Origin of the sequence: Asaia krungthepensis NRIC 0535 (assembly GCF_025995175.1) — a bacterium.
Lineage (GTDB): Bacteria > Pseudomonadota > Alphaproteobacteria > Acetobacterales > Acetobacteraceae > Asaia > Asaia krungthepensis.
In genome coordinates this window covers 1-428 of record NZ_BAPV01000036.1, presented here as the reverse complement: position 1 = coordinate 428, position 428 = coordinate 1, and the positions used below count along the sequence as shown (strand labels likewise).

At 67.1% G+C, this 428-nt stretch carries 1 protein-coding gene; it reads left to right on the top strand.

The window, feature by feature from the left end:
• Positions 1 to 428: HlyD family secretion protein (locus tag AA0535_RS10990; RefSeq protein WP_264816190.1), on the top strand; the 428-nt coding region annotated here is incomplete at both ends.

Here is a 428-nt window from a genome sequence, read left to right as displayed (position 1 = left end):
AGATCGAGCGCGCCAAAGGGAATTTGACCCGCGCCGAGGGCGAGCAGCAGCGGGCGGCGCTGGACCTGTCTTATTGTACCATCCCGGCCCCGGTGGATGGCGTGGTCGGCGCGCGCGGCGTGCGCGTGGGCAATTACGTCAATCCTGGCAGCGCGCTGATGGCTGTCACCCCGGTCCAGGACGCCTTTGTGGTCGCTCATTTCCAGGAGACGCAACTCACGCATGTCGTGCCGGGGCAGAAAGCGACGGTCTGGGTCGATACATTCCCAGGTCAGCCTCTCCATGCCCATGTCGACAGCATCCCGCCGGCGACCGGCGTGGCCTTCGCGCCTATCCAGCCAGACAACGCCACCGGCAACTTCACAAAGGTGGTCCAGCGCCTCCCGGTGCGCATCGTCCTCGATCCCGGCCAGGCTCTGGCGGCGCGG